The following is a 19,775-nucleotide window of genomic DNA, read 5'->3' on the forward strand; positions in this document are numbered from 1 at the left end:
TTTGCGCTGGTGTCTTAGTCCGCGCCCGAGAAAAGGTCCACGCCGCAGGAACTCAACGCAGCCAGCCTACGGCCAGTTCCCTGGCGGCATCAAACGCGCGTTGCGGCAGTGTGCCGACGCCGACCGATTCGGCGGCGAAAAGCGGCGTTTCCTGGCTCAGCGTATCGCCGATCCAGACGCGCAGCGCGCCGACGGGTTGCCCCTCCTCCACCGGCGCCGATACCGGCCCCTGATAGACGATCCTGGCGGTCAGCTTGTCGCGGTTGGCGATCGGCAGCAGGACGTCGATCGGCGCCTTTGCCTTCAGCGCTACGCTGGATTTGGCGCCGCCGAACACCTGGGCCTCGCCGACCACTTCGTTGCCAGCGAAAATCTCGGTCTTCTCGAAGGAGCGGACGCCCCATTCGAGCAGCTTGCGCGCTTCCTCGGCGCGCTCGCGATCATTGGCCAATCCGCTCATCGCCGCGAACACCCTGGTTCCGTCATGGCTGACCGAGCCGACAATGCCGAAACCGCCCGCCTCGCTCGACCCGACCGCCAGCCCATCGGCGCCGATGCCCATGGCCAGCAACGGGTTGCGATTCTTTTGCGAGATCTTGTTCCAGGTGAAATCGGCCCGGCCGTAATAGAGATAGAGATCCGGATATTCGCGCCATATATGCAGGCCAAGCTGCGCCAGTTCGCGCACTGTCGTCTGCTGGCCGTCGGCCGGCAGGCCGGTGGAATTGACAAATGTCGATTTCGGCAGCCCGATCTGGCGCGCGCGATCGTTCATCTGCGCCGCGAAATTCTCTTCCGAACCGGCCATGCCTTCGGCCAGCACCATGCAGCCGTCATTGGCGGCCTGTATGGTGACCCCCTGGATCAGATCCTCGACCCGGATCGCCGATTTGAGCTTGGCAAACATGGTCGACGTTCCCGAAGGCGCACCGCCCTTGCGCCAGGCATTTTCCGAAACCACGAAGGTGTCGTCGAGGCTCATGCGCTTCGACTTGATGGCGTTGAAGACCATCTCCATCGTCATCAGCTTGGCCATCGAGGCCGGCGGGATCGGTTGGTCGGCATCCTTGGAAAACAGCACCGTGCCGGTTTCGGCATCGATCATGAAAGCCTGCGTCGCCTTGGTCTCGAAAAGCTGCGCGTTGGCCGGAACCAGCGCGGCAAGCAAGAAGCCAAGGCCAAAAAGCCCGGCAAAAGGGTGGAAAAGGCGAAATCGCATGAAGAGGCTCGACTGTTAGCCGGCAGAAACTTGCCGCAACGCTATCAGGCTTCTTCCCGGCGGATCAACCGCGCAATGACAAAACCGGCGTGCCTTTGTTGGTCAGTTGCGCACAGCCAGCGCGTCCGGCGCGCCATGCGGCCATGCCGCGCGCAAGAGGTCGTCGACATTGCCATGGCCATCCGGATAGAGATTGACCGCGTACCAGTCATTGCCGTCGAGTTCGGTGCTCTGGATTTCGGTCCTGCCGAACGGTTCGAGAGCCGCAGCCACCCGCTTTGCCTCGGCGGCATCGTCGAAGGATCCGGCGGCGACATAGTCGGAAACGGCAGGCGATGCCTGCGGGTTGGATTTCTTCCACGATTGCAGGATGTCGGCTGGCGACATGCCCTGGTCGTCAAGCGCTGCAAAGACGTCGGCGCGCTGTACGCGCTCATCCGCATAGGAGAGCGAAGCCACGGCAAAGGGCGATTCCGGGCGCTGAGGCACGATCGGCCCGAATTCAGGCAGCGTCACATCGCTTGAGGCCGGTGCCTGCATCGACATCACTGGCTGTGTGTCGGAATTCGTCAACTGACCAGGAAACGGCACTACGGCAGGGGGTGCGCCAACAGATAGGCTCGGCGAAGGTCCGTTCATCGCCACCATGACGCCGGTCGGCAAGCCATCGGACGGGTCCGGGCGGTTGCCCGGGCGGTAGGAGGCGACCAGATATTGGTCGTCGTCGCCGTCGAGCGGTGCGCGGCCAATATATTCCACCTTGACCCTGGCCGTGCCGACCTTGGCATAGTCGAGCATTTGCGCGGCGCGTTCCGAGACATCGATGATGCGTCCCTCGTGATAGGGGCCGCGGTCGTTGACGCGCACGATGACCGAGCTTCCGGTCTCGGTGTTGGTGACACGGGCGTAGCTTGGCAGCGGCATGGTCGGATGCGCCGCCGTCAGATGGGTCATGTCGTAGACTTCGCCATTGGCTGTGAGGCGACCGTGGAAGGCATCGCCATACCAGGAGGCGAGACCGACCTTGGCGTAGCGCTTGTCTTCCTTGGGGTAATACCACTTGCCGCGCACCTGATAGGGCTTGCCCAACTGGTCGCGGCCGCCGCCGCGCCGCATGTACTGAACGCGCGGGCTGGCCTTCACGCCGTACTCGGTCTCGGCAAAATATTCCTTCGAGCGAGGCTTCTTGTAGACCATGGCTTTCGGCTCGGACTGCGGCGACGCGCACGCGGCCAGCAACGCAGCCGAAAGAGCGCACAACACCAAAGCAGGAGCGCGACGAAGACGCCGATGCGTCGTGGTCTGCATGTTTTCCGATGTCCCCTACCGTCTCGACACAGGCGCCGCTTCTAGAATTTCGGCGGAGCCAGATGAGCAATGCCTGCGACGCGCCAATCCCCATCCCTTGTGCGCAGGAATTGTTTATCAGCGTATTAATCGATTGTGTCCGGAACCGGGCAGGAATGTGGCGGCCAGGTCCCGGGCTGGCCGGGCGCCTGAGGAGGCATCCGAGACCTCTGTCCTTTGGAGTCTGGAAGTGAACCTGTGGCATGAAGCGCGGCTGCCTGGAACCGACCGACCCGAGATACGTTCTGCGCCTCATGGATGAATTCATTGAACGTTTCGGGCAACAGACGTGGCTGCCCTTTTCCGTAATTTCAGCCAGGCTTTTGCTCGCGGCCGTCCTTGGCTCCATCGTTGGGATCGAACGCGAATGGCGTAACCGACCGGCCGGATTGAGGACACACATCCTAGTCTGTGTTGCGACGGCTCTAATTGCCATCCTCACGATCGAGATTACTCATCTTCACGTCTTCGATGGTCAGGAAATCGCCATTGATCCTATCCGCTTGATCGAAGCCACGACTGCCGGCGTGGCATTTCTGGCCGCGGGCTTGATCTTCTTCTCCAAGGGCGAGGTTCAAGGGCTTACCACTGGGGCGGGCATGTGGCTGGCAGGCGCCATAGGCCTGGCGGTTGGGCTCGGGTTCTGGCAGATCGCGGCTTTGGCTACCTTGCTCGCACTTGTCGTGCTGGGTCTTCTGCAACTTGTGCAGGTCGGCAGCAAGGATCGCAATTAGATCCCGGCTCCTTCGAAAACGGGTTCGCAGCTCCGTTCGGGTAACGAACGCCACCCCCTATTATCCATGGCAGCGCCGATGGTTGACTTGGCGATGGGCAACGCTCTAGAGAAATGAACCGCAAGCTGGTCCGGAAGGATAGGTATCATTCGATACCAACTGTCGTTCACTGGGTCGGTTGATGTTCCTAGATGATTGAAAAGTCACGTTGGAGGGATGGCCGAGCGGTTTAAGGCACCGGTCTTGAAAACCGGCGTGGGTGCAAGCCCACCGTGGGTTCGAATCCCACTCCCTCCGCCAGATATTTGGCTACCGTGTCTGTATTTTCAAAGAGGGCCAAATCTTTCCTAAGTTATTCCAACTTCCTAAAACGAAGAAGCCTGCCACCGCGAGGCAGCGGACCAGCGTGAGCGCAAACGTTGCGCCAGCCTCAGGATCAACGTTCGTCCTGGCGATAGAGCCGTTTGGTCGCGCGGTCGCTTTCCATGCGTTCTGCAGGACCACGGTGGCGTCGGGTCATAAGAACGTATGCCATCAATAGGGCCAGCAACAGTGGCCCACCAGCAACGACGATCAACCACATCACACTTTCAAACATGAGGCATCTCCTTCACGTCACAACCGTCAAGGAGAAGAACCGTTCCGTTCAAAGTTACAGCAACACCAGCACCTCCTGCGACTGAGGGCCGTTTTCCCATGTGACCGTTTCGGAAATCCGGGCTCCGCTGCAACAAAAGGCTGCGGCTGCACGTTGCGGTTGATCATTCAACCAGGAGCAAAGCAAATGGCCGACGACAAAACGAAGACGGACTTCCGCGATCGGGACCGCGTCTCTGCCGATGAGGATTATGAAGTCGAGTATTTCGCCACCAAGGCCGGCATCACCCCGCAGCAGGTCAAGGAATTGATCGCGAAGCACGGCAACCGACGCGAGACGCTGGAGCGGGAAGCGAAGGCTCTGGGGAGCGGTAGGTAGGCCGGCATGCCAGAGTACCAGGTGGAAGAGTGGCATGGAGAGGAGTGTGTCTCAACTCAGGCCACGAGCGCCGATGATCCGCTATCTGCGGTAGAGAAGGTCACGGGCCAAAGGGTGTCGCCTAGAGCGCTTCAGGAGCATTGGTTTCGTGTGGTCGATGAAGATGCGCGAAGCACGCATGAATTCAGCCTTGAGGACGGCGGCCCGGCTGGAGATTTCGCAAAATAGCCATGACCAGAATCTCGGACCTGCATTGGGACCAACGCTGCAGATAGGCGAGAAAGGTGCAGCCGCCGGGCGGACCCGACGGCTTATCGTCGATTGGATCGCTGCCGCCGCATAGGGCCTTAAGGCGCGGCCGGCGCCAGCTTGGCGGCTACTTGGTCGATCTTGTCGGCAAGTACGCTATTGGCCCAATCTGTCACCTCAGGGTCAACGGGCTTGTTGGCCATTTGGGCAAGGGCTGCATCGATCGATGGGACGTTGGCAGCGGCAGCTGTGGCGGCGGTCTGAGCAGCGGCCGCATCCTGGGTGGCGTCATCGAGCGCTGCCTGTGCTGCATCGAGGTCGGCCTGCGTCGGGACATCTTCGGGCAGGGTATTCGGGTCAGCCGCTTTCGCATTCAGCGCGTCGAGCGCCGCTTTGGCGTCGGTAACCGCCTGATTAGCAGCATCGAGCTCCGATTGAGCGTTCTTGGCTATTGCCGACTGTGTCACAAAAGCCTGCACGCCAGCGAAGTTCTTGCTCTTGGAGTGCATAAAGGCGTTGGCGTTGCGCTGCAGCGAGTTCAACCGGCCGAGCTTGGCATGGATATTCTTTTCCTTGGACACAGAAGGGGTAGCGGCCTTGGCGACCTGGCCCTTAGGGGCCTGGCCCTTGGCGGATGCCGACTTGCCGACCGAACCGCCGCCTCCGCCATTGCCGCCAGCATTACCGTTTCCTCCGCTATTGCCATTGCCGTTACCATTGCCATGGCCGTTACCATGGCCGTTGCCACCAGCAGCAGCCAGGGCCGGCGACACCAGAAGCGAGAACACCGCAAATGCAGCAAAAAGGGTCTTTCGGGATGTCATAACTACCTCCGAGATTGCCACCGCCACTAACCGCTATAGCGGGCAACATGAGGAATCGCTAACACAAAGGGTAAACTTAGATATAGATGTGTTTTCATTGCGAGAACGAAGCGGCCGGCCGGCGAAACGCCAACCAGCATAACTCTTTGAAATTGCTGAAGTAGATCACCCTCCTTGGAACCGGCCGGCCTTCCGAACTCAAAGGTCCTAGACCGCTCGGACCAAGGTCTTAAGCCGTGGTTTCGGCCGCGACTCAGAAGTCGTGACGGCGCGGCGACCTTCGGTAGTCGGCACCTATCGGCCTGAGGCCGAGCTCGACATCGATCCGCTGCAGTGTTCCCAAACACCGCCTAAGTGGTTGTATCCCTGTCTTTTGATATAAGCGCTAGTCTGAGGTAAAATTTCGACCGGCATCTGGCGGGCTACGTTATGCAGCATCGAACGTTCTTTGGCGGCAAGGTCACCGAGATCCCCACTTCGTTACATAGCGATCCCAGGGGAATGCTGACCGCTATCGAGTTCAGCGGTTACAATTTCCAAGCCGTGCGGGCGTTCATCGTCACCGCGCCGCGCGGCACGTCGCGGGGCGGACATGCACACGGCTCGGGCCGGCAATTGATGATGCAGCTGTCGGGCGAGATCGGCATCGAATTTCGCTACCAGGAACAGGTCGAACGGCTGACGCTCACCGCATCGAACCGCGCGGTGCTGGTCGATGCCGCGGTGTGGGCGCTGCAGACCTATGAAGGCGAGAACCCGGCTTTGCTGGTTTTCTGCGATACCGAATACGACCCTGAAGACTACGTATCGAACCCCTGATGACACTCATCGCGAAAGGAGAGGCCGCGATGCGCGCCAGGACATGACAGCGCCTCGCGGCAGAATGGCTATTCTCGGCGCCGGCATCATGGGCGCCAGCCTCGCTCTCATGATGGCCCGCAGAGGCTACGCGGTGTCCCTCTTCGACAAGGAGAGCGAGCCGATGGCCTGCGCCAGCCGTTGGAACGAGGGCAAGATTCATCTCGGCTATCTCTACGGGAACGATCCCTCGCTGCTGACCGCCCGGCATCTGCTTTCGGGAGGACTGTGTTTCGGCAGGCTTGTTTCCGAGCTGATCGGAAGCAATCTGGAAGCGCACACGACCTTTTCGGAAGACCTTTATCTGGTCCATCGCAACTCGGTCGTCGCTGTCGAGGCGCTGGGGGCGATCTTTGAACGTGTGGATGTATTGGTGCGCAGCCACGCTGACGCCACCAGCTACCTTGCCGACGTATCGGCGGCGCGATCGAATCGGCTTTCCAAAACTGAATTGGCCGATGTCACCAACTCGGACCAGATCGTCGGGGGCTTCCAGGTGCCGGAGCGATCCGTCAACACGCGATGGGTTGCCGACCGGCTTTGCGCGGCGCTTCGGGGTGAACCCAATATCAGCTTGCGGATGGCGTCCGAAGTCCTGTCGGCACAGCCGGTGGACGGAATTGACGGGAAATGGCGCGTGGCGGTCGCAAGCGAAAAAAGTGAGGCGTTCGACATCGTCGTCAATTGCCTTTGGGAGGGGCGGCTGGCTGTCGACCGCACGGCCGGCATCGAGCCGGTTCCCGGATGGTCGCACCGCTACAGGCTTTGCCTGTTCGGCCGCACCAGCCAGCCTGTCGATGTGCCGTGCGCGGTCGTCGCCCTTGGCCCGTTCGGCGACATAAAAAACTATGACGGGCGCAACTTCTATCTCTCCTGGTACCCGAGCGGGTTGCTTGCGGAGAGTGGCGAATTGTCGATCGAAACGCCACAAGCGCTCGATGCCGACGCACGACAGCGGTTCATCGGCGACGTTCGCGCCACGCTCACTCGGTTTGTGCCCGTTGTTTCCAGCATGTTCGACGATGCCGAGGAGCTTGAGGTACGCGGCGGCTTCGTGTTTGCGCAAGGGCGTGGTTCGCTCAGCGACCCGAAAGCCACGATCCATCGCCGCGACCAATTCGGGGTCAACCGCCTGGGCAACTACATCTCGGTCGACACAGGTAAATATTCGACGGCGCCGTGGCTTGCCGACAGGCTGGCGCGGCAAATCTGCGGGATCGACTGAATGGGTGAGACAGAACAGGGCGGCGCGAAGCAGGTAGCGCAGAAACAAGTCGAGCTTCGATCCGGCTGGCGGCCGAAGGTCACGGCGCTGGTGCCATGCTACAATTCGGCGGCATTCATTTCGCGTACGCTGGACAGCCTCGCCGCGCAGACCTGGGACAATATCGAGATCCTGGTCGGCGAGGACAATTCGACCGACGCGACATTCGAGATCGTTTCGGCCTTCGCCGGCGGCCGCGACGATGTCCGCATCCTGCGTCGGGACAAAAACCTGGGATGGCTGAAGAATTCCAACGATCTGATGGCCAATGCCAACGGCGAATTGATGTTCTTTGCCTTCCATGACGACGTCATCGATCCAAACTATATCGAGGCGCTGGTGCGGGCGCTCGATGCCAATCCCGAGGCCGTACTGTCGTTCAGCGATGTCGAAGTGATCGAAGTCAGAGGCGAAAGTGCCACGTGGAAGTTCGACCTGCTGGAGGGCTTGCAGGACGGTTTTGCGCGTGGCCGGGTGATGGCGCGCCAGCCGCATGGATGGTGGGTCCCCAACCGTGGGGTATTCAGGGCCTGGGCGTTCCACCGCAGCGGCGGGATCAAGCCCAACAGCCAAGGCGAATTCAGCGCCGACTGGACCTGGCTTCTGCATCTGTCGCTGCTCGGCGGCTTTGTCCGCGTGCCGCAAGTGCTCTGCCACAAATACTATCGGGCGGGCAGCATCAGCCGGCGCTGGGACCGCAACAGCACCCAGCGAAGGGCCTTGCGGGCGGCGGGGATAAGGGAGGTCTGGCACAGCGAGGCCGGCCTTGCACAAAGAGCCTTCCTCGCTGTCTATATCGCCTTGCGGCCGTGGCGGTGGGTGCCGCGATCGCGATAAGCGCAAAGACGGCGAAACAGGCAATCGGTGCATGGCAGCCCGGACAAATAAGAATGGCGCCGGCGACGTATCAAAGCGGCTGCGCCTGCCCGGCTAACGATTCCAGGCATATCCGGCTGCCCCAAAACGGCACTCCGGTTGATTTTTCACGCGAGTTATGGTCGTTCTCCCGTCCATGAAAAAACTATTCCTTGCGGCGCTGGCCTCGGTGACGCTGGCTTTACCCGCCCACGCGATGGACGCCGCCCTGCGCGCCGGCCTGCTGAAACTCGACCCGGAGACCCGGCTGGAGCAGAGATGCGACGCCGAAGTGCTCGACCGCATCAGCCATGACGACCACAAGTACAAGGCAGACCGCGTCGTCGCCTACGCCTTCGCTACGCCGGAAATGAAGGCCGATGCAATCCGCAGCCCGGGTGCTGCGTTCCGCAGCAAGGGGCAGTGGTACCGGCTGAAGTTCAAATGCGAGACGGCGCCGGACCATATGGAGGTCCTGCAGTTCCGTTACCGCATCGGCGACGAGATTCCGGAAGCCGACTGGGCGAAGTACAATCTCTACGACTGAATTGCGACCAGAATTCTCTCTGGCAGAACGGCCTTCCCTATTCCCGTGGCTTTCAGCGTCGGCCGTTGGAGCGGTTCAGCTTTTTATAGAGCAGCTGACCCACCTAAAGCGCGTCGCGTTTGAACGGACTCAGGCGACGCGCTTTAGGTCTTTGTTTTTATGCATGTCGTTGTCTCAAAACCGGGGCCACTTTTGAGCGACATGCACTAACTCTTTGTTTTTGCATAATTCCGGACGGAAAGCCGCTACGCACTTTTCCTGGAATTGCGCCGGCAGTCTCTTGACGCGCGGGAACCATACACGTTAGGGCGTCGGCATATCCGACGACGAACACGCCGATACAGCAAGGGGCTCCGGTCGATGGACATTTTCAGCGCTGCAAGCATGACGGCCCTCCTCCAGGTCATCGCCATCGATCTGGTGCTTGCCGGCGACAATGCCATCGTCATCGGCCTTGCCGCCGCCGGCCTGCCGCTCGAGCAGCGCAAGAAAGCCATCCTGATCGGCGTGTTGGCGGCGACTGTGCTGCGCATCCTGTTTGCCGCCGTCACCGTCAAGCTTCTTGCCATTGTCGGCCTGCTGCTGGCCGGCGGCATCCTTTTGTTGTGGGTGTGCTGGAAGATGTGGCGCGAGCTGCGGACGTCGCATGCCGACGAGTTCGAGGCGACCGAGGCGCTGTCCGATTCCGACCTCAACAGCGACAGAACGGTGGGGGGCAAGGCGCCGCGCAAGACGCTCGGCCAGGCGGCCCTGCAGATCGTCGTCGCCGATGTTTCGATGTCGCTGGACAATGTGCTGGCGGTCGCCGGTGCGGCGCGCGATCATTTTCCGGTGCTTGTCATAGGCCTGGTGCTGTCGATCGCCTTGATGGGCTTGGCCGCGAGCTTCATTGCCAAGCTGCTGCACCGCCACCGCTGGATCGCTTATGTCGGCTTGCTGATCATTCTCTACGTCGCGATCGATATGGTCTATCGCGGCGTTGTCGAGGTCTGGCCGCATGTCAGTCCTGTGGTGAGCTGACGCTGCCGGTCCCACAGCTTCTGTAGCAGCATGGGTATCTGCCGGAGGCAGTGGTCGCGTTCGCCGCAGCCGCTGCCCATACCAATGCCGCAATAAGTGTGGTACTGGCCGCCGATCCCGAAAAAACCCGGAATGGTTTCTCATGTCTGCGCCTCGCGTCAGTTTCGTCAGCCTTGGGTGCCCGAAGGCGCTTGTGGATTCCGAGCGCATCATCACGCGCCTGCGCGCCGAAGGCTATGAGATCGCGCGCAAGCATGACGGCGCCGACCTGGTCGTCGTCAACACCTGCGGCTTTCTCGATTCGGCCCGCGACGAATCGCTCAACGCCATTGGTTCGGCGCTTTCGGAAAACGGCCGGGTGATCGTCACCGGCTGCCTCGGCGCCGAGCCGGACGTCATCCGAGAGAAGCACCCCAACGTCCTCGCCATCACCGGCCCGCAGGCCTATGAGAGCGTGATGGCCGCGGTGCATGAGGCGGCGCCGCCCAGCCACGATCCCTACATCGACCTTCTGCCGCCGCAAGGCGTCAAGCTGACGCCGCGCCACTACGCCTATCTCAAGATTTCCGAAGGCTGCAACAACCGCTGCACCTTCTGCATCATTCCGGCACTGCGCGGCGACCTCGTCTCGCGCCCGGCGGCCGATGTGCTGCGCGAGGCCGAGAAGCTGGCCAAGGCCGGCGTCAAGGAATTGCTGGTCATCTCGCAGGACACCAGCGCCTACGGCATCGACATCAAGTACCAGACGTCGATGTTCGGCGACCGCGAAGTGCGGGCGAAGTTCCTCGACCTGTCGGAGGAGCTGGGCAAGCTCGGCATCTGGGTACGCATGCACTATGTCTACCCCTACCCGCATGTCGCCGATGTCATCCCGCTGATGGCGGATGGAAAAATCCTTCCCTATCTGGACATCCCCTTCCAGCACGCCTCGCCGCAGGTGCTGAAGAACATGCGCCGTCCAGCCCATGGCGAAAAGACGCTGGAGCGCATTCGCGGCTGGCGCGAGGTGTGCCCGGATCTGGCGATACGCTCGACCTTCATCGTCGGTTTCCCCGGCGAGACCGACGCGGATTTCGAGATGCTGCTCGACTGGCTGGACGAGGCCAGGATCGATCGCGCCGGCTGCTTCAAATACGAGCCGGTCCGGGGCGCCCGCTCCAACGATCTCGGCCTCGAACAGGTGCCGCAGGAGATCAAGGAAGCGCGCTGGCATCGCTTCATGCAGCGCCAGCAGAAAATCTCGGCGACGCAGCTGGCCAAGAAGGTCGGCAAGCGCCTGCCGGTGCTGATCGACGAGGCGCATGGCACGTCTGCCAAGGGCCGGACAAAATACGACGCGCCCGAGATCGACGGTTCGGTGCATATCCAGTCGCGCCGCCCGCTGCGCCAAGGCGACATCGTCACGGTCAAGATCGACCGCGCCGACGCCTACGACCTTTACGGCTCGGCGGTTTAGAAAATTACCAAAAAGGGCGCCTCCCGGGGCCTTCGGATTTTTGGCACGGCCCTCGGCGCGGTTTCGCTGTCGAAGCGTGCAGTCCGCGAAATGAAAAGGGGCGCCGCGCGGCGCCCCTTCTCTTTTGCGTTCCGATACTTACTGCGGCAACTTGTCGTCGACGCCCTTCACATAGAAGTTCATGCCGAGCAGCGTGCCGTCGTCGGCGACTTCGCCGTCCTTGAGCCACGGCGTGCCGTCCTGCTTGGCGACCGGTCCGGTGAAGGGGTTCCAGCCATCTGCGATTTTCTTCGCGGTTGCCTCGGCCATCGCCTTCACATCGTCCGGCATGTTGGTGAAGGGCGCCAGCTTGACGGCGCCGTCCTTGATGCCGAGCCAGACATTGTCCGGCTTCCAGGTGCCGTCGAGCGCTGCCTGGACGCGGCTGATGTAGTACGGCCCCCATTCGTCTGTCAGCGAGGTCAGCTGCGCGTTCGGCGCGAACTTGATCATGTCGGAGGACTGGCCGAAGCCGTGCAGCTTGCGCTCTTCCGCCACCTGCAGTGCCGCAGTGGAATCCGTGTGCTGGACGATGATGTCGGCGCCCTGGTCGAACAGCGCCTTGGCCGCGTCGGCTTCCTTGCCCGGATCGAACCAGGAGTTCACCCAGACGATCTTGGCCTTGAAGTTCGGGTTGACCGATTGCGCGCCGAGCATGAAGGAGTTGATGCCCATCACCACTTCGGGGATCGGGAAAGAAACGATATAGCCGGCGACCCCTGCCTTCGATTCCTTGGCGGCGATCTGGCCGAGCACGTAGCGGCCTTCATAGAAGCGCGCATTGTAGATGCCGAGATTGTCAGCGGTCTTGTAGCCGGTGGCGTGCTCGAACATCACTTTGGGGAACTTCTTGGCGACCTTCACTTCCGGGTCCATGAAGCCGAAAGAGGTGCCGAAGATGATCTTGCAGCCTTCGCGCGCCAGACGCTCGAAAGCGCGGTCGGCATCGGGACCTTCCGAGACGTTCTCGAGATAGGCGGTTTCGACCTTGTCGCCGAGCGCCTTCTCCACCTCGAGGCGGCCTTGGTCGTGCTGGTAGGAATAGCCGAAATCGCCGATCGGGCCGGTGTAGACCCAGCATGCCTTCAACTTGTCGGCGGCCTGCGCCGACGCCGCCAGTGACATGGCGGCGGTCGTGGTCATCAACGCGATAAACAGTTTTTTCATTGTGTTACCTCTCTGAGTTTAGCCTTGGAGCTTCCCGTTTGTTTTTGTTGTCAACGATCCGGAACGAATGGCTGCCCCAAGGAAGCCGGCGTGTTCATCATCGTCAGACGCTTGTTGCGCGAGATTAGAACGAGAACCACGACGGTTGCCAGATAGGGCAGAGAAGAAAGCAGCTGCGAAGGCACCGGAATGCCAAATGCCTGTGCATGAAGTTGGCCGATCCAGACCGCGCCGAAGATGTAGGCGCCGGCCAGCACGCGCCACGGACGCCACGAGGCGAAGACGACCAGCGCCAGCGCGATCCAGCCGCGGCCCGCGCTCATGTTCTCCACCCATTGCGGCGTGTAGACCAGCGACAGGTGGCCGCCGGCAAGGCCGGCGCAGGCGCCGCCGAAGATGACCGCGAGATAGCGGTAGCGGATGACCTTGATGCCGAGCGCATGCGCCGATGTGTGGCTGTCGCCGATCGAGCGCAGAGTGAGGCCGGTGCGGGTCTTGAACAGGAACCACATGACGGCCGCCGTCAGCGCTATCGAGATGTAGAAGATCGGGTCCTGGCCGAACAACAGCCTGCCGACCACGGGAATGTCGGTGAGCACCGGAACGTAGAGGTTTGGCAGCCGCTCGCCGGGCTGGCCGACGAAGCTGGTCCCCATCATGCCGGACAGGCCGAGGCCAAGCAGCGTCAATGACAGGCCGGTCGCCACCTGGTTGGTGGCGAGCGACAGCGTCATCACCGCAAACAGCAGCGAGAACACCGCGCCCATGGCAATTGCCGCCAACAGGCCGATCCAGGGCGATCCCGTGAGATAGCCGGCTCCGAAGCCGCCGACGGCGCCCATGATCATCATGCCTTCGACGCCGAGGTTGAGCACGCCGGAGCGCTCGACCACCAGTTCGCCGATGGCCGCTATTAAAAGCGGCGTCGCCGCCGTGGCGATGGTCAAAAGGATGTTGACGGCGATGTCCATCAGCGGGCTTCCCTCAACTTCGGCGCGGCTTCAAGTTTCGCCGCGCTTTTCGTCAGCGCCATGCCGACCAGGCGAATGCGGTAATGGATGAGCGTGTCGCAACCGAGCACGAAGAACAAAAGCATGCCCTGGAACACACGCGCCACCTTGTCGGAGATGCCGAGCGCGCTTTGCACCGCCTCGCCGCCGAGATAGGTCAGCGCCAGCACCAGGCCGGCGGCGACGATGCCGAGCGGATTGAGCCGGCCGAGGAACGCCACAATGATGGCGGTGAAGCCGTAGCCGGGCGAGATCACCGGCTGTAGCTGGCCGATGGCGCCGGAGACTTCCGAAATGCCGGCAAGCCCAGCCAGCGCGCCTGACAGCAGGAAGGCGAAGAACACCATGCGGTTGAGGCCGAAACCGGCGAAGCGCCCTGCCCTCGGGCTGGAGCCGAGCACGCGGACCTCAAAACCCTTGAGCAGGCGGCTCATCAGCACCCAGATCAGCACGGCTGCAACAAGCGCGAAGACAAAACCCCAATTGGCGCGGCCGGCATCCGGCATCAGTTCCGGCAGGACCGCCGAGTCATTGAACTGGATCGTCTGCGGGAAACCGTGGCCCTGTGGATCGCGCCAGGGGCCGCGCACCAACCAGTCGAGGAAAAGCTGGGCGACATAGACCAGCATCAGGCTGGTCAGGATTTCGTTGGTGCCGAAGCGCGTCTTCAAGAGAGCCGGGATTGCTGCATAGGCGGCACCGCCGACCATACCGAACAACAGCATCAGCGGCAGCACCAGTGGGCCTTCGAACCCGGGAAACAGCACCGGAATGGCCGAGCCGAAAATGCCGCCGAGGATGAACTGTCCCTCAGCGCCGATGTTCCAGATGTTGGCCTTGTAACAGACCGACAGGCCGACCGCGATCAGGATCAACGGCGCGGCCTTGATCGCCAGCTCATGCAGCTGCCAGACCTGGCTGATCGGCTCGATGAAATAGATCTTAAATGCGCTCAGCGGGTTGACGCCGAGCAGCGCGAACAGAACCGCGCCGGCGATGATCGTCAGAGCGAAGGCGATGAAAGGCGACAGCGCCGAAAAGAGCATAGAGCGCTGCGGGCGTTTGACGAGTTCGAGGCGCATCATGCCGTCTCCAGAACATGTTCGGCGTGGCCGGGCTCGGCGCCGCCCATCAACAGGCCGATCTTTTCGAAAGTTGCCTCGGCGATCGGCAGCGGTTTCGACAATTCGCCATTGTGCATGACCGCGATCGCATCCGAAATCTCGAACAGCTCATCGAGGTCCTGGCTGATGACCAGAACTGCCGAGCCGCTGCGCGCCAGTTCGATCAGCGCCTGGCGGATGTGGGCGGCGGCACCGGCGTCGACGCCCCAGGTCGGCTGGTTGACGACCATGACGGCAGGGCTGCGGTCGAGTTCGCGACCGACGATGAATTTCTGCAGATTGCCGCCCGAAAGGGCCGCGGCTTCCGGATCGGGCGCGCTCTTGCGCACATCCATGGCCACGATGATGCGCTGGGCGGCGGCATAGACCGCACCGCTTTTGACCGCGCCGCCGGCTCCGACAAAAACCTTGCCGTCGGTGGCGTGCCGCGACAGAAGCAGATTTTCCGAAAGCTTCATGCGTGGCGCCGCGCCATGGCCGAGGCGTTCTTCCGGCACGAAGGCAGCGCCCATCAGCCGCCGGCCTGTGATCGAGAGCGAGCCGGCATCCTTGCCACGGATGCGCACGGATGCGGCGTCCTGCTGCAGCACCTCGCCGGAGACGGATTCGAAGAACTCGCCCTGGCCGTTGCCGGCGACACCGGCAATGCCGATCACCTCGCCGGCGTGCACAGTGAGGTTTATGTTCTTCAGCGGGATCGAAAACGGCGTTGCCGGCTTGCGGCTGAGGGCGCGGATTTCGAGCAATGGCTGGGCGGTCTCGATGCCTTCGGCCGGCGCACGCACCACGGCCTTCACCTCGTTGCCGACCATCATGCGGGCCAGCGACGAAGCCGTTTCCTCGCGCGGATTGCAATGGCCGACGACCTTGCCGTGACGCAGCACGGTGGCGCGGTCGCAGATGCGTTTGACCTCTTCCAGCCGGTGCGAAATGTAGAGGATGGATTTCCCCTCCGAGCGCAGGCGCTCCAGCGTTTCGAACAGCTTGTCGGCTTCCTGCGGCGTCAGCACCGAGGTCGGCTCGTCGAGGATGATGAGTTGCGGCGTCTGCAACAGGCAGCGGATGATCTCGATGCGCTGGCGTTCGCCGACCGAGAGATCGCCGACCAGCGAGTCCGGATCGAGCGGCAGGCCATAGCTGAAGGAAAGCGCCCTCGCCTTGGCCGCGATCGAGCTGATCGGTGAGCCGTCATCCAGAGACAGAGCGATATTCTCGGCCGCGGTCAGCGCCTCGAACAGCGAAAAGTGCTGAAACACCATGCCGATGCCGAGCTTCTTCGCCATGCCCGGACTGGTGATCCGCACCGCTTCGCCGTTCCAGAATATCTCGCCGGAATTGGGCTCCAGCGAGCCGAACAGCATCTTGACCAGCGTCGACTTGCCGGCGCCGTTTTCGCCAAGCAGCGCGTGGATCTCGCCCTTGGCGATGTTGAGGTCGATATGATCGCACGCCGTCAGCGTGCCGAATATCTTGGTCAGGCCACGAACCTCAAGCAGGTTCGCTCCATCATGATCTGCACTCACAGTGCCTCCCATCCGGTTCCCGGACATGTTCTGTGTTCCCGCCAGCATGGTATGCGCTGGCCGCTCTCGTGCGAAAGCAGCACCCACCTTGAAAGAGCTTCAAGAATTTCAGCGGAAACTCAAGGGGTAAAGACCGACCTGCTTCGTACAACAGACCGATCGCCCGGTTTTTCGTGCAAACAGTGCCTGGCGTCGCGGCAAAACGCTGAAAGCAAGGCAGATCAGGGGATCAGTATGGTCGTGCCCGTGGTCTTGCGCCCTTCGAGATCGGCTTGCGCCTTGCCGGCGTCCTTCAGAGCATAACGCTGGTTGATCTTGATCTCGACCGCACCGCTCAACACCACGTCGAACAATGCCGCGGCGGAGACTTCGAGGTCTTCACGCTTGGCGTTGTAGACGAACAAAGTCGGCCTGGTAGCGAACAGCGAGCCCTTCTGCGCCAGCAGCGACATCGAAAATGGCGGGATCGGTCCAGAGGACTGACCGAAAGAGACGAACATGCCGAGCGGCTTCAGACAGTCGAGCGAGGCCGGGAATGTGTCGTTGCCGACCGAATCGTAGACGACGTCACATTTCTTGCCGTCGGTTATGGCGGCGACGCCGGCGACGAAATCCTGCTCCTTGTAGTTGATGACATGGCCGAAGCCATGCGCCTTGGCGAGCTCGATCTTATCGGTTGAGCTTGCCGTGCCGATCACGGTGGCGCCGAGATGTTTTGCCCATTGTCCCAGGATCAGCCCGACGCCGCCGGCGGCGGCATGGAACAGGATGGTGTCGCCTGCCTTCACCTTGAAGGTCCGGCGCAACAGATACTCCGCCGTCATGCCTTTAAGCATCATGCCGGCGGCCTGTTCGTCGCTGATGCGGTCCGGCACCTTGACGACGCGGTCGGCGGCGACGACGCGCTGTTCGGCATAGGCGCCGACGTTGACGGCATAGGCGATGCGGTCGCCCGGCTTCAGCCAGTCGATGCCTGCACCGACCTCGAGAACCACACCTGCCGCCTCGCCGCCGGGGATCAGCGGGAAGCCGCCGGGCGGCGGATAGAGGCCGATGCGGTGATAGACATCGATGAAATTGAGGCCGATCGCGGTGTGCCTGACCAGGATCTGCCCGGCGCCGGGTTGTCCCGGATCGGCGTCTTCATAGGTCAGGACTTCCGGACCGCCATGGGCGTGGATACGGACTGCTTTGGACATTGTGGGCTTTCCTGCGGTCAGGCTTTCTTAGTGTCCGGCTTGGCGCCGAGTTTGGGGAAGAACTGCATGATACCGCCGATGCAGGCGAGGTAAAGTCCGGTGATGGTGATGCCGACCTTGGTAAAGACGCTGACCTGTTCGCCCAAAACGCCGATCTGGTCGTAGAAGGCGGCAAGGGCCGCCTGCGCCAGCGCCAGCGCACCGAAAGCACACCAGAGCAGCGTCATGCCAAGATTGATTGGCCGCAGCCGCACCACCCGCACGGGGTGAATGAAGTTGATCGGCACGAAGGTGAGGATGCCGGCCGCCACGACGACGCCGAAGGACACCCACTGTCCCGGCTCGATGACGAACAGCGTGAACACGACCATGTTCCAGACGACCGGAAAGCCTTTGAAGAAGTTCTCCTTCGTCTTCATTCCGGTGTCGGCATAATAGATGGCGCTGGACACCACGATGATGGCCGCCGACAGGAACGACAGCCCTTCGCCCATGAAGCCGCGCTGGTAGAGTGCGAAGGCCGGGATCAGCACGTAGGTGACATAGTCGATGATGTTGTCGAGGAGTTCGCCCGACCAGGTCGGCAGGATCTCCTTGACCTCGAGCTTGCGGGCGATCGGCCCGTCTATGCCGTCGACGAACAGCGCCAGCCCCAGCCACCAGAACATCGCCGTCCAGCGTTGCTCGCTTGCCGCCACCAGCGACAGGAAGGCCAGGAACGAGCCAGACGCGGTCAACAGATGCACCGAGAATGCCCGCGCCTGCGGCCAGGTGACCTTTTTCTTCGGCCTCGGAATCCGGTCGGTGATCTTTTTGGCGGCGTTTCTGGCCGTTGTGTTCTTGCTCACGGGCCCCGCCAATCCAGTTTGCAGATTTCGGCCGAGCGGCCGGCAAAGTTCCAGTTGCGGCCGAAAGCCCGCATCTTGCTCTTGTCGGACCTGGCCACGATGATCTCCGGCGCGATCCAGTATTCCGAGTTGCCGATCACGGTATCCTTCTCGCGATCCTTGCCGGGAATCGGTGTGACCGCCCCGTCGATGATCTTCGGTATCTGGAAAATACGGGTCTTGTCACGCGTCTCGTAGGTGATCGGCACCTGCTCGACGCCGAGGAACTTGCCGACAAGGATGGACAACAGCGTGGTGGTTCCGCCGGCCTTCCGGTGAAGATCCTGGTCAGCGCTTTCACCGCATAGACGGAGGCGCGCTTGTCGATGAACAGGCCTGCGGTCCAGTTGCCGCGGCTCATATAACCGGGGATTTCCATGACCAGTCCGAGATTGAGGCCGGACAGGTCGACCTCGCCGAAATGGCCTGCGTCGATGCGGAAACCCGCCCAGGTCTGACAATAACCCTCCGTCGGCGGATGGCTGCCAAGCGACAGCACGCAAGGACAAAAAACCGTGCAATTGCAGGAGAGTACGAGCTCTCCTTTCATTGCCCAGCCTTGCTCTGCCATGGAATTATCCCCCGTCATGCCGAGACTACTAGCAGGGCGACTACCCAGACAAGCAGTATCGCACCGGCCACTCGGGTTGGAAGGCTGCCGGTGGTCTGTTTTTCGATCAAGGTGAACAGGCCGATCAGCGCCATCCAGAACACGTTCATCGCGCCGACGGCAAACATCACCAGCATCAGCGCCCAGCAGCAGCCGAGGCACCACAGGCCCTGCTTCAGCCCTAGCCGGAAGATGCCACCCGGCTCCGCGCTCCAGTTGGAAAACAGTGTCGAGAACGGGTTCCGGCATTTTGTCAGGCAGGCCTGCTTGAGGCTGCTGAACTGGTAGAGGCCGGCAACCAGCAGCGCGGCCGCCGCGGCAAGGCCGCTCACCGGATCGAGCAATCGAGCGGAGGACGCAAATGCGTGGACGAGCAACGTCAGCACCGCGAAGCCGATAGAGGCGACAAGCCATGTCGAGAGGTAGCCGGCAACCAGGACCAGCGGATGGGCCACCGGCTCGCCCTTGATGCGGGCGGTGTGGGCGATTTCACAATAGGTACGGATCATCGGCGCCGCCGACGGCAGCATCGTCGCCACGGCCATCAAAAACCACATCACGATCAGCGCCAGAACCGGTGCACCGCCGGCATCAAGTGGTGCGGGCGTCAGGCACATGCCGAAGAAGCGGTCGAGGACATCCGGCAGCGGCAGTTGCGGCAGATATCGCAGGACCACATCGCCTGGTACGCCGGGGAGCCGGCCTTCGGCGCCGCGGATCGCCATGGCGCCGAGAATGAACCAGGCGAGCAGAATGCCGCCGGCGATGGCGATGTTGACCGTCAGGCGGGGGCTGCGGGCCAGGCTTGCCGTGGCGCGGCCGGCGCGGTCGAGATGGCTGAAATCGTCCTGCTGGCCGGTCATGACA

General features: G+C 61.9%; 19 protein-coding genes, 1 tRNA gene and 1 pseudogene. 9 read left to right on the forward strand and 12 right to left on the reverse strand.

What is annotated here, in order from left to right; translation table 11 throughout:
• Positions 1 to 52: 52 nt before the first annotated feature.
• Both X751_RS147565 and X751_RS147560 read right to left on the reverse strand, forming a co-directional pair.
• Positions 53 to 1,219 (reverse strand): D-alanyl-D-alanine carboxypeptidase family protein, encoded by a 1,167-nt coding sequence (locus X751_RS147565; protein ID WP_023688475.1) that lies wholly within the window; start codon positions 1,217 to 1,219, stop codon positions 53 to 55.
• 102 nt (positions 1,220 to 1,321) lie between these two features.
• A complete protein-coding gene (locus tag X751_RS147560; RefSeq protein ID WP_023745050.1) occupies positions 1,322 to 2,527 on the reverse strand; it encodes a septal ring lytic transglycosylase RlpA family protein in 1,206 nt (401 codons plus the stop codon).
• Positions 2,528 to 2,820: 293 nt separating this feature from the next.
• On the opposite strand from X751_RS147560, the gene X751_RS0133515 reads away from it, so the two are divergent.
• Entirely contained in the window at positions 2,821 to 3,300 is a 480-nt protein-coding gene (locus X751_RS0133515; protein ID WP_027050850.1) for an MgtC/SapB family protein, read from the forward strand.
• Positions 3,301 to 3,510: 210 nt separating this feature from the next.
• Positions 3,511 to 3,600: transfer RNA gene (locus tag X751_RS147555), tRNA-Ser, on the forward strand.
• A 136-nt stretch (positions 3,601 to 3,736) separates the two neighbouring features.
• On the opposite strand, the gene X751_RS1000000167520 is transcribed toward X751_RS147555, so the two are convergent.
• Positions 3,737 to 3,898: a hypothetical protein gene (locus X751_RS1000000167520; RefSeq protein WP_023691300.1), complete on the reverse strand. Its 162-nt coding sequence runs from the start codon at positions 3,896 to 3,898 to the stop codon at positions 3,737 to 3,739.
• A gap of 186 nt (positions 3,899 to 4,084) precedes the next feature.
• Between X751_RS1000000167520 and X751_RS147550 the strand changes: the two genes are divergently transcribed.
• Positions 4,085 to 4,276 (forward strand): DUF3606 domain-containing protein, encoded by a 192-nt coding sequence (locus tag X751_RS147550; protein ID WP_023668952.1) that lies wholly within the window; start codon positions 4,085 to 4,087, stop codon positions 4,274 to 4,276.
• Positions 4,277 to 4,623: 347 nt separating this feature from the next.
• On the opposite strand, the gene X751_RS147545 is transcribed toward X751_RS147550, so the two are convergent.
• Positions 4,624 to 5,349: a hypothetical protein gene (locus tag X751_RS147545; RefSeq protein ID WP_023745051.1), complete on the reverse strand. Its 726-nt coding sequence runs from the start codon at positions 5,347 to 5,349 to the stop codon at positions 4,624 to 4,626.
• A 429-nt stretch (positions 5,350 to 5,778) separates the two neighbouring features.
• Between X751_RS147545 and X751_RS1000000164785 the strand changes: the two genes are divergently transcribed.
• The 6 genes from X751_RS1000000164785 to rimO all read left to right on the forward strand — a co-directional run bounded on the left by X751_RS1000000164785 (position 5,779) and on the right by rimO (position 11,349).
• Positions 5,779 to 6,168 (forward strand): FdtA/QdtA family cupin domain-containing protein, encoded by a 390-nt coding sequence (locus X751_RS1000000164785; protein ID WP_023741231.1) that lies wholly within the window; start codon positions 5,779 to 5,781, stop codon positions 6,166 to 6,168.
• A gap of 64 nt (positions 6,169 to 6,232) precedes the next feature.
• Positions 6,233 to 7,432 (forward strand): FAD-dependent oxidoreductase, encoded by a 1,200-nt coding sequence (locus X751_RS147540; protein WP_023745052.1) that lies wholly within the window; start codon positions 6,233 to 6,235, stop codon positions 7,430 to 7,432.
• Complete coding sequence (locus X751_RS147535) at positions 7,433 to 8,308, forward strand: glycosyltransferase family 2 protein (RefSeq protein WP_023745053.1); 876 nt, start codon at positions 7,433 to 7,435, stop codon at positions 8,306 to 8,308. It abuts the gene before it with no gap.
• A 157-nt stretch (positions 8,309 to 8,465) separates the two neighbouring features.
• Complete coding sequence (locus X751_RS147530) at positions 8,466 to 8,873, forward strand: DUF930 domain-containing protein (RefSeq protein ID WP_032887044.1); 408 nt, start codon at positions 8,466 to 8,468, stop codon at positions 8,871 to 8,873.
• A 360-nt stretch (positions 8,874 to 9,233) separates the two neighbouring features.
• Positions 9,234 to 9,893: a TerC family protein gene (locus X751_RS147525; RefSeq protein ID WP_023745054.1), complete on the forward strand. Its 660-nt coding sequence runs from the start codon at positions 9,234 to 9,236 to the stop codon at positions 9,891 to 9,893.
• Positions 9,894 to 10,035: 142 nt separating this feature from the next.
• On the forward strand, positions 10,036 to 11,349 hold the full coding sequence (gene rimO / locus X751_RS147520) for a 30S ribosomal protein S12 methylthiotransferase RimO (RefSeq protein ID WP_023745055.1): 1,314 nt from the start codon (positions 10,036 to 10,038) through the stop codon (positions 11,347 to 11,349).
• A 138-nt stretch (positions 11,350 to 11,487) separates the two neighbouring features.
• On the opposite strand, the gene X751_RS147515 is transcribed toward rimO, so the two are convergent.
• The 8 genes and pseudogenes from X751_RS147515 to X751_RS147485 all read right to left on the reverse strand — a co-directional run bounded on the left by X751_RS147515 (position 11,488) and on the right by X751_RS147485 (position 19,771).
• Positions 11,488 to 12,555, reverse strand: coding sequence for a BMP family ABC transporter substrate-binding protein (locus X751_RS147515; RefSeq protein ID WP_023668961.1), 1,068 nt, complete (start codon positions 12,553 to 12,555; stop codon positions 11,488 to 11,490).
• A 50-nt stretch (positions 12,556 to 12,605) separates the two neighbouring features.
• Complete coding sequence (locus tag X751_RS147510; protein ID WP_023668962.1) at positions 12,606 to 13,526, reverse strand: ABC transporter permease; 921 nt, start codon at positions 13,524 to 13,526, stop codon at positions 12,606 to 12,608.
• Positions 13,526 to 14,650, reverse strand: a complete 1,125-nt coding sequence (locus tag X751_RS147505) for an ABC transporter permease (RefSeq protein WP_031247120.1) — start codon at positions 14,648 to 14,650, stop codon at positions 13,526 to 13,528. The genes X751_RS147510 and X751_RS147505 overlap by 1 nt, the downstream gene beginning before the upstream one ends.
• The gene (locus X751_RS147500; protein WP_023745057.1) at positions 14,647 to 16,224 is read right to left on the reverse strand and encodes an ABC transporter ATP-binding protein; all 1,578 of its coding nucleotides are present in this window, start codon (positions 16,222 to 16,224) and stop codon (positions 14,647 to 14,649) included. Before X751_RS147500 ends, X751_RS147505 begins: the two co-directional genes overlap by 4 nt.
• Before the next feature lie 209 nt (positions 16,225 to 16,433).
• Positions 16,434 to 17,411, reverse strand: coding sequence for a quinone oxidoreductase (locus X751_RS147495; RefSeq protein WP_023745058.1), 978 nt, complete (start codon positions 17,409 to 17,411; stop codon positions 16,434 to 16,436).
• A gap of 17 nt (positions 17,412 to 17,428) precedes the next feature.
• Positions 17,429 to 18,259: a phosphatidylcholine synthase gene (gene pcsA / locus X751_RS147490; protein WP_023668966.1), complete on the reverse strand. Its 831-nt coding sequence runs from the start codon at positions 18,257 to 18,259 to the stop codon at positions 17,429 to 17,431.
• Positions 18,256 to 18,869: pseudogene (locus X751_RS01000000163890) on the reverse strand (DUF1326 domain-containing protein). Before X751_RS01000000163890 ends, pcsA begins: the two are co-directional and overlap by 4 nt.
• Before the next feature lie 14 nt (positions 18,870 to 18,883).
• Complete coding sequence (locus X751_RS147485; RefSeq protein WP_023745059.1) at positions 18,884 to 19,771, reverse strand: DUF2182 domain-containing protein; 888 nt, start codon at positions 19,769 to 19,771, stop codon at positions 18,884 to 18,886.
• Positions 19,772 to 19,775: the final 4 nt, after the last annotated feature.

This window comes from Mesorhizobium sp. LNJC394B00 (genome assembly GCF_000502555.1).
Lineage (GTDB): Bacteria > Pseudomonadota > Alphaproteobacteria > Rhizobiales > Rhizobiaceae > Mesorhizobium.